At 34.7% G+C, this 6474-nt stretch carries 12 protein-coding genes; 7 read left to right on the top strand and 5 right to left on the bottom strand.

All coding sequences use genetic code 11. From position 1 onward, the window contains the following. Positions 1–371 (bottom strand): helix-turn-helix domain-containing protein (locus BHECKSOX2_RS05575; RefSeq protein WP_139682826.1); only part of this gene is annotated, 371 nt, incomplete at its 3' end. Positions 372–594: 223 nt separating this feature from the next. Here BHECKSOX2_RS05575 and BHECKSOX2_RS05570 point away from each other — a divergent pair. The 7 genes from BHECKSOX2_RS05570 (at position 595) to BHECKSOX2_RS05545 (ending at position 3934) form a co-directional block, all read left to right on the top strand. Then, positions 595–789, top strand: a complete 195-nt coding sequence (locus BHECKSOX2_RS05570) for an NAD-dependent epimerase/dehydratase family protein (protein ID WP_139682809.1) — start codon at positions 595–597, stop codon at positions 787–789. A 27-nt stretch (positions 790–816) separates the two neighbouring features. Beyond that, a complete protein-coding gene (locus BHECKSOX2_RS05565) occupies positions 817–1713 on the top strand; it encodes a TIGR01777 family oxidoreductase (RefSeq protein ID WP_139682808.1) in 897 nt (298 codons plus the stop codon). A 54-nt stretch (positions 1714–1767) separates the two neighbouring features. Further along, positions 1768–1896, top strand: coding sequence for a hypothetical protein (locus BHECKSOX2_RS10440; protein WP_280953236.1), 129 nt, complete (start codon positions 1768–1770; stop codon positions 1894–1896). 474 nt (positions 1897–2370) lie between these two features. After that, positions 2371–2586, top strand: coding sequence for a hypothetical protein (locus tag BHECKSOX2_RS05560; RefSeq protein WP_245391327.1), 216 nt, complete (start codon positions 2371–2373; stop codon positions 2584–2586). A gap of 472 nt (positions 2587–3058) precedes the next feature. Continuing rightward, complete coding sequence (locus tag BHECKSOX2_RS05555; RefSeq protein ID WP_139682807.1) at positions 3059–3280, top strand: hypothetical protein; 222 nt, start codon at positions 3059–3061, stop codon at positions 3278–3280. Next, positions 3277–3471 (top strand): hypothetical protein, encoded by a 195-nt coding sequence (locus tag BHECKSOX2_RS05550; RefSeq protein ID WP_139682806.1) that lies wholly within the window; start codon positions 3277–3279, stop codon positions 3469–3471. Before BHECKSOX2_RS05555 ends, BHECKSOX2_RS05550 begins: the two co-directional genes overlap by 4 nt. A gap of 10 nt (positions 3472–3481) precedes the next feature. Continuing rightward, positions 3482–3934, top strand: a complete 453-nt coding sequence (locus BHECKSOX2_RS05545; RefSeq protein WP_180323679.1) for an MORN repeat-containing protein — start codon at positions 3482–3484, stop codon at positions 3932–3934. A 314-nt stretch (positions 3935–4248) separates the two neighbouring features. Here the strand turns inward: BHECKSOX2_RS05545 and tpx are convergent, their stop codons facing one another. The 4 genes from tpx to BHECKSOX2_RS05525 all read right to left on the bottom strand — a co-directional run bounded on the left by tpx (position 4249) and on the right by BHECKSOX2_RS05525 (position 6229). Next, positions 4249–4836 (bottom strand): thiol peroxidase, encoded by a 588-nt coding sequence (gene tpx / locus BHECKSOX2_RS05540; protein WP_139682804.1) that lies wholly within the window; start codon positions 4834–4836, stop codon positions 4249–4251. A gap of 153 nt (positions 4837–4989) precedes the next feature. Continuing rightward, positions 4990–5334 (bottom strand): hypothetical protein, encoded by a 345-nt coding sequence (locus BHECKSOX2_RS05535; RefSeq protein ID WP_139682803.1) that lies wholly within the window; start codon positions 5332–5334, stop codon positions 4990–4992. A 20-nt stretch (positions 5335–5354) separates the two neighbouring features. Continuing rightward, positions 5355–5870 (bottom strand): FKBP-type peptidyl-prolyl cis-trans isomerase, encoded by a 516-nt coding sequence (locus BHECKSOX2_RS05530; protein ID WP_139682802.1) that lies wholly within the window; start codon positions 5868–5870, stop codon positions 5355–5357. 2 nt (positions 5871–5872) lie between these two features. Continuing rightward, the gene (locus BHECKSOX2_RS05525; RefSeq protein ID WP_139682801.1) at positions 5873–6229 is read right to left on the bottom strand and encodes a hypothetical protein; all 357 of its coding nucleotides are present in this window, start codon (positions 6227–6229) and stop codon (positions 5873–5875) included. Between the last annotated feature and the right edge of the window lie 245 nt (positions 6230–6474).

The raw sequence follows: 6474 nt of genomic DNA, 5'->3' as shown, positions 1-6474 counted from the left end.
CCGCCTACCGCTTTGTCTTGCAAGACAAAGCGGTAGGCGGTTTCAGTGCTAATTTTAATCTTTTTATCTAATTCCAAGCGTCCCATGATTTGTTCAGGACTCCAATATTCTTTTAGCTTTTCACTAATGTAATTTTTAACACAATCTGTGAGTTTAATGGCTTTATTTTTCTTTTGATGTCGTTCGTCAGCAAGCCTGTTGGCTTGCTTATGGCGATAGCCTCTTTTGCCAGTGTTGCGAGATAATTCTCTAGAAATAGTTGATTTGTTTCTACCCATTGATTTGGCAATAAAAGTTTGGTTGAATCCTTGTTTGTTTAGCAGGTAAATATGGTATCTTTGTTCGTAGGTCAATTGTGTATATTTTTGCATGTTTCACTCCTTTTTCTTGTCGGATTAAAGAGTGGTTAATATACCCTTTGGCCGACTAATTGAGTGTTGCACTTATGATGTGAATCTAAGTAATATTAGGTGTTATTAACAGTTTTTATTAAAAACTAAGCGATTGTACTTGGTATTATTTTTAATACAGCGTATCAAGGCAATAATGCCTTATACTAATAGTTAAATTTTTCAATAACATTAAGGAGGAAAAATGAACATACTAATTACTGGTGGCACTGGCTTTATTGGCTCTGCTCTGTGTTCTCGTTTATTAGAAGAAGAAAATAATAAAATTGTAATACTTAGTAGACATCCTGAAAAAATCAAATCTCCCATTCAAGCAATTGCTGACTTAAGCGATCTAAAAGNGCGTATCAAGGCAATAATGCCTTATACTAATAGTTAAATTTTTCAATAACATTAAGGAGGAAAAATGAACATACTAATTACTGGTGGCACTGGCTTTATTGGCTCTGCTCTGTGTTCTCGTTTATTAGAAGAAGAAAATAATAAAATTGTAATACTTAGTAGACATCCTGAAAAAATCAAATCTCCCATTCAAGCAATTGCTGACTTAAGCGATCTAAAAGATAATGATGCATTTGATGTTGTCATTAATTTAGCTGGCGAACCTATTGCGAATAAACGGTGGAATGATAAGCAAAAACATCAAATTTTTAGTAGTCGCATTGACATCACAGAAAAACTTATTTCATACTTTGAAACATTAGAAAATAAACCTAAATTGTTAATTAGTGGTTCAGCTATTGGCTACTACGGTATTGATAAAACGGATAATGCTATCGAAGAAAAAGACAATGGCGACAATAGCTTTTCTAGTGAGTTATGTCAAAAGTGGGAAGATGTTGCTTTAAAAGCAGAAAAGCTTGGTATTCGTACTTGCTTACTACGAACAGGGATCGTTTTAGGTAAAAACGGTGGAGCATTAAACAAAATGTTACCGCTTTTTAAAATGTATCTTGGGGGAAGAATCGGTAATGGTAAGCAATGGATGTCTTGGATTCATATTAATGATTTAATTGGAATTATTTTGTACTGTATAAACCATGATAATTTAAAAGGGGCTGTTAATGGAACATCGCCTAACCCAGTAACAAATCAAGTGTTCACCAAAACCCTTGGTATGATCTTAAAGCGACCCACTATTTTTCCAATGCCTGCATTGGCTGTAAAACTATTAATGGGAAAGATGGGAGAAGAACTATTATTAGCAGGTAAGAAAATTAGACCCAAAAAGGCTTTAGATGCAGGCTATATTTTCAAGTATAAAACACTAGAAGAAGCTTTAATAAATGTAGTATGGAAATAAGGGGGCGCCTGAGATTCAACTTTCAAGCGCAACACATTCATGGAGAATGTGCTTATGAACAACTACCACTGCCTAAGTCCAGAAGAGCGTGCATTAATTATGATTGAGCGTGACCAAGGATCGTCTATTTGCTCCATTAGCTCTTTACTTAATCATTCACTATCTATCGTCTATAGAGGATAAAACGCAATTTAGGCGCTGAAATATCAAGATATTGTGCCACTACTGTAGCAAGGCAATACAAAGACAGGCGTAAGCATTTGTATAAAACCTCAAAAATATCAAGTTAAATACACTACTGTATAATCAAATCAAGGAATGGATTATTCACAAACAATGGTCGCTTGAACAAATATTAGGCGCATTAAAGCGGTATTACCCAAAACAAAAATACATGCAGGTTAGTCATGAAACAATCTATAGTTATATTTATACCCACCCTAAAGGTGGACTTAAAAAAATAATAATTCATTCTTTACGACAAAGTAAATCTAAGCGTGGACCACGAGGATCAAAAAATAGCAACTACCATACTATGCAACCAGAACAAAGCCAGCTGTTCATCATTGACCAGAGGATATCAATGGCAGGAAGATTGCTGGCCATTAGGAGGGTGATTTAATTGTAGGTGCTCAAAATAAGTCTTGTGTTGGAACTTTGGTTGAGCGTAAAACTGGCTACCTAATACCAAGTAAAATGAAAAGTAAATCAACACTTGATGTACGCCAAGGTTTTGAACAAAGAATGAGAAAAATATCTGAGTTTTTACGTCTGTCTATGACTTATGATAGGGGTTCTGAGATGGCGCAACACACTACTATGTCAGACAACTTAAAGATGAATATATATTTTGTAGGCCTTCATGCATCCTAGCAACGAGGCTCTAATGAAAACACCAGCGGTTTAATATATCAGTATTCACAGATTTATCTCATTACATACAGAATGATTTAGATGATATCGCGCAGCCACTTAATGCTCGACCTAGAAAAAGGTTTGACTTTAAAATCCCTCAAGATATAATGAGAGAAATTTTAACTGAGAATATTAAATAGTATTGCATTTGGATTTTGAGTCTAAGGCGTTCCCTTTTTTTCTTTATTCTTATTCTGGTGGTAACTTTAAAGAAGGGTTTTAGAGGGCATTCTCTTCATATGCTGGGGATGCTTGGTTAGACACAAATTCAGGTGATGTGTTTACCAATACAATGATTAGTTCAGTGTTAGGCGGTATTGCCGCAAAACTGAGTGGGGTAAGTTTGCGAATGGGGCAAGGAGTGCGGCGTTTGTGAGTTTGTATAAGTAGGTATGGAAGAAGATTTTTTAACTCTAGAGTAACTGGAAATGTGGATTTTTTAGGCAGAAACAAACAACAACAAGCACATGAGAAATATTTGTTTAGGGAAAACCAAATGAGGTGGAATAAATTTAGAAATTTTAGAAGAGACATTTTAAATATTGATACGAGGCAGTTGCATAATACTATGGAAAATTTAATAGATTATCGGGATTTATTTCCAGTTCGTCCTGCTGAGTGTTATTTTTATGAAGGTGATAAATACCAATGAAAAATACAGCGCCAATATTATTCCTGTCTTCCCTATTATTCTCTTCATTTTTGATGGCATCTGATTTAAATATTAATGTTGGACTTCCTGATGGATCGGTTTATTATGGAAAGATTAAAAATAATAAATTTAACGATACTCAGGGTTTTTTAAATTGGACTAATGGTGCGGCATATGTTGGGGGGGTTTAAAAACGGTTTAATGTGTGGCGTTGGAAAAATGAGATTTGCCAATGGTGTAGAATACAAAGGACAATTTGAGAATGGTATGGCCAATGGCTTAGGGTTTCTTAAATTTATTAATGGTGATAAATATGAGGGAGGTTTTAAAAATGATCTTTTTGACGGAGATGGAAAATTAACTTATAAGAACTCAGATTTTTATCGTGGAAAGTTTAAAAAAGACAATTTTCATGGAAAAGGTCTTTTGTATTTTTCTTCTGGAGGGATTATTGCATTTGAAGGGGAATTTATAAATAATGACGCTAAATTTGGAACGATAACCTTTGTAAATGGAGATATATATAATGGTGAAGTTGATAAGGCGTTATTTCCTCACGGAAAAGGAGAGTATATTTTCAAAGATGAAAGTGAAAAATTAAGAAAAGGACTTTTTAAACATGGAAGATACCAGGAATTAAAGGAATTGAATTAGAATAAGGTGATAGGCACAAAACCTTATTCACAAGTTTAAAAACTTATTGGGACGCACTGTGTCACTATCTCCTTATCCAATCGCCATTGGATAGTGTAATCAAAAACGGTTTTGGTGTTGATGATTGACACGATTGTTATGATACGAGGCGAGGGGACGCTACCCTTTATTATTCTATAGGGGGTTTATTCTTTTTAGAGGCCTAGTACGCCCATTCAAATTCTAAGTGCAACCTTTACCCCTAAAAAGAACCAACACAAACACCTCGCTCAAGAGCGAAGATACCATATTTACCAATGCTTACAACAGTGGGTCTACTTAATGTCTTTAAGTGCTGCAAGAATGTCCTTGTAATTAGGCTCTTTTTCTATATGACCAATAACTTGCTTGTAGGCAATTTTCCCCTTTGTATTCACTATATATACAGTTCTAGCAAAAAATCCTTCTAAGAATTTAGGTGAAACAATAACAGAACCATATTTTCTTGCATTGCTTGCTCCTTTGTAGTCTGAAAGTGTGTTGATATTTTTTATATCATTTGCCTTACAAAACCTAGAGAATGCAAAAGGAGTGTCCTTAGAAATAATATTTATTTCAACATTGTTCATTTTGGCAACGCGCTTATTAAAATAAACTGTTTCTAATGCGCAAGTATCGGTATCAATAGAAGGAACAAATGCAATAATTTGAACCTTGTCTTTGGTGCCACCAACCGTAACTTCTTTAAGATCATTTGACACTACAACAAATGCTGGTGCGTTATCTCCAATCTTCAACCCTTGACTATTTGTAACGACCTTATGCTCTAAAAACATTGTTTCTAAGCCTTTAGAAGCATAGCTTCCAGTAACACTTAAGATTGCCAGTAGTGCCAAAAGTATTGATTTGTTTAATGATTTCATTTTTTTGTCCTTTGCTCTAATTTTAATAAAAAGCGATTATACCTTGTATTTTTTTAAAAACAACCTACTAATTGTCGCCGGTTGTTTTTTTTGATTTTCAGGATATTGCTACACCTTATCAAGGCTATTTTTTTACATTAAAAATATAGTCAATTATTCTTTATTGATTTCTACTTTTAAGCCTTTGGTGTTTTTTGAAAGTGAAAAATCAGCCTGCGCTTTCATAAGAGAATCAACGCACTCATCCAAATCACTATATTCGTCAGTGCCTGTGTCAAAACGCTTGTCACGCATAAAATAAAACATATTTTTATACTTATCCTTTGCTATTTTGAGCACAACAAAAGTGTAGTAACCGTCTTCCCAAACTGCCGCTGGTTTCTCTTCGCCCCCCACTTCAATATCCCCCATATGCACGCCATGGTCTTTCTTTTGCCAGCGCCCATCAATGTGTTTTTTAATGATGTCAATTTCAGATTGAGTAAAGTCTATTGCCATAATAATTAAATGCCTTAAAATTAGTGAATTTTACGAGTATTTGGCATATCAAACACTGGCGTATCTTCAATTGGGCCACCAGCACTGGCTTCTTCATCGGTTGGTTCGCGCACCGTAACAACTTGTAAAATAAAAACCACTTCTCTGCCACACATTGGATTGTTACCATCAACGGTAACTGAATTTGCATCAACACGAGTAACGATAAAATCTTTAGGCTCGCCGGCTTCATTTTCCATGGTAACGCTCATACCAATTTTTCTGTATTCCTCTGGCACATTATCAATGTGATCAGTGAAAACCAATGACTCGTCTCTAGGACCATAAATTTCATCACAATGAATGGGTAACTCAATCACATCGCCTTGCTCTTGACCTACTAATTCTGCTGTTACCTCAGATGACAAGACTTCGCTAATCCCTTGTATGTAACCAAGTGGAAACTCCACTTCAGATAAAACTTCTTTGGTTTTTTTATCAATGACTTTATAAGTCAATTCAACAAATTTACCATCTTCAATGACCATTTTACTCATTGCTAAAAAATAGTAGCACCAAAGATTTTAATCTCATTGTCTTCGTTATAGCCCAACACTAAACGACCGAGATATTCATTGCCCGTCATATTCTTATTGGTTTGCTTGTAAAGCACAGTGACATGCTCACCACGACGAATCATACCTAAATACTCAGGATCTTTTTCCAAGCCTTTGGTTAGCTTACTGCGAGCAAATTGTTTACCCATTTCAATTTCATTGGCGCCACGAAGCATTGCTTCAGAAAAATTTCGAGTGAACGCACTATAATTTTTATTGTTAGAGTATTTAACCAAATCATTCCAAAATGGATTAGCAACTGCCAATATCTCTTTATCTGTTTTTTCAATAATATTCATTTTTTTTATTTTTAGCTAAATTATTTTTTTTGAGACCGCTATATACACTGAGCATCCACTCAATGCATATAAAGGTCTCTTTTAAACAAAATAAAAAACCAACATAAAAATGTTGGTTTTTTATCGTTTCCAACAAAAACTTATTAAAAGAGACCTTTGCATAAATAGGAGTAATCATCAGAAACCCACTTTTCACCCACTTGACGATTTTTTAAACCCAGCCTTAGTTCTGGCTAGGACAAGGT

It is taken from the genome of thiotrophic endosymbiont of Bathymodiolus puteoserpentis (Logatchev), assembly GCF_900127505.1.
Lineage (GTDB): Bacteria > Pseudomonadota > Gammaproteobacteria > PS1 > Pseudothioglobaceae > Thiodubiliella.
Note: the sequence above shows the minus strand (reverse complement) of the source record. Positions and strands in the feature narration are given on the sequence as shown.

What these genes read in the sequence shown, in the direction of transcription:
- BHECKSOX2_RS05525 (WP_139682801.1), bottom strand. Translation starts at nt 6,229, where the DNA reads ATGAATATTATTGAAAAAACAGATAAAGAGATATTGGCAGTTGCTAAT.
- BHECKSOX2_RS10440 (WP_280953236.1), top strand. Translation starts at nt 1,768, where the DNA reads ATGAACAACTACCACTGCCTAAGTCCAGAAGAGCGTGCATTAATTATG.
- BHECKSOX2_RS05545 (WP_180323679.1), top strand. Translation starts at nt 3,482, where the DNA reads ATGTGTGGCGTTGGAAAAATGAGATTTGCCAATGGTGTAGAATACAAA.
- BHECKSOX2_RS05530 (WP_139682802.1), bottom strand. Translation starts at nt 5,870, where the DNA reads ATGAGTAAAATGGTCATTGAAGATGGTAAATTTGTTGAATTGACTTAT.
- BHECKSOX2_RS05550 (WP_139682806.1), top strand. Translation starts at nt 3,277, where the DNA reads ATGAAAAATACAGCGCCAATATTATTCCTGTCTTCCCTATTATTCTCT.
- tpx (WP_139682804.1), bottom strand. Translation starts at nt 4,836, where the DNA reads ATGAAATCATTAAACAAATCAATACTTTTGGCACTACTGGCAATCTTA.
- BHECKSOX2_RS05565 (WP_139682808.1), top strand. Translation starts at nt 817, where the DNA reads ATGAACATACTAATTACTGGTGGCACTGGCTTTATTGGCTCTGCTCTG.
- BHECKSOX2_RS05535 (WP_139682803.1), bottom strand. Translation starts at nt 5,334, where the DNA reads ATGGCAATAGACTTTACTCAATCTGAAATTGACATCATTAAAAAACAC.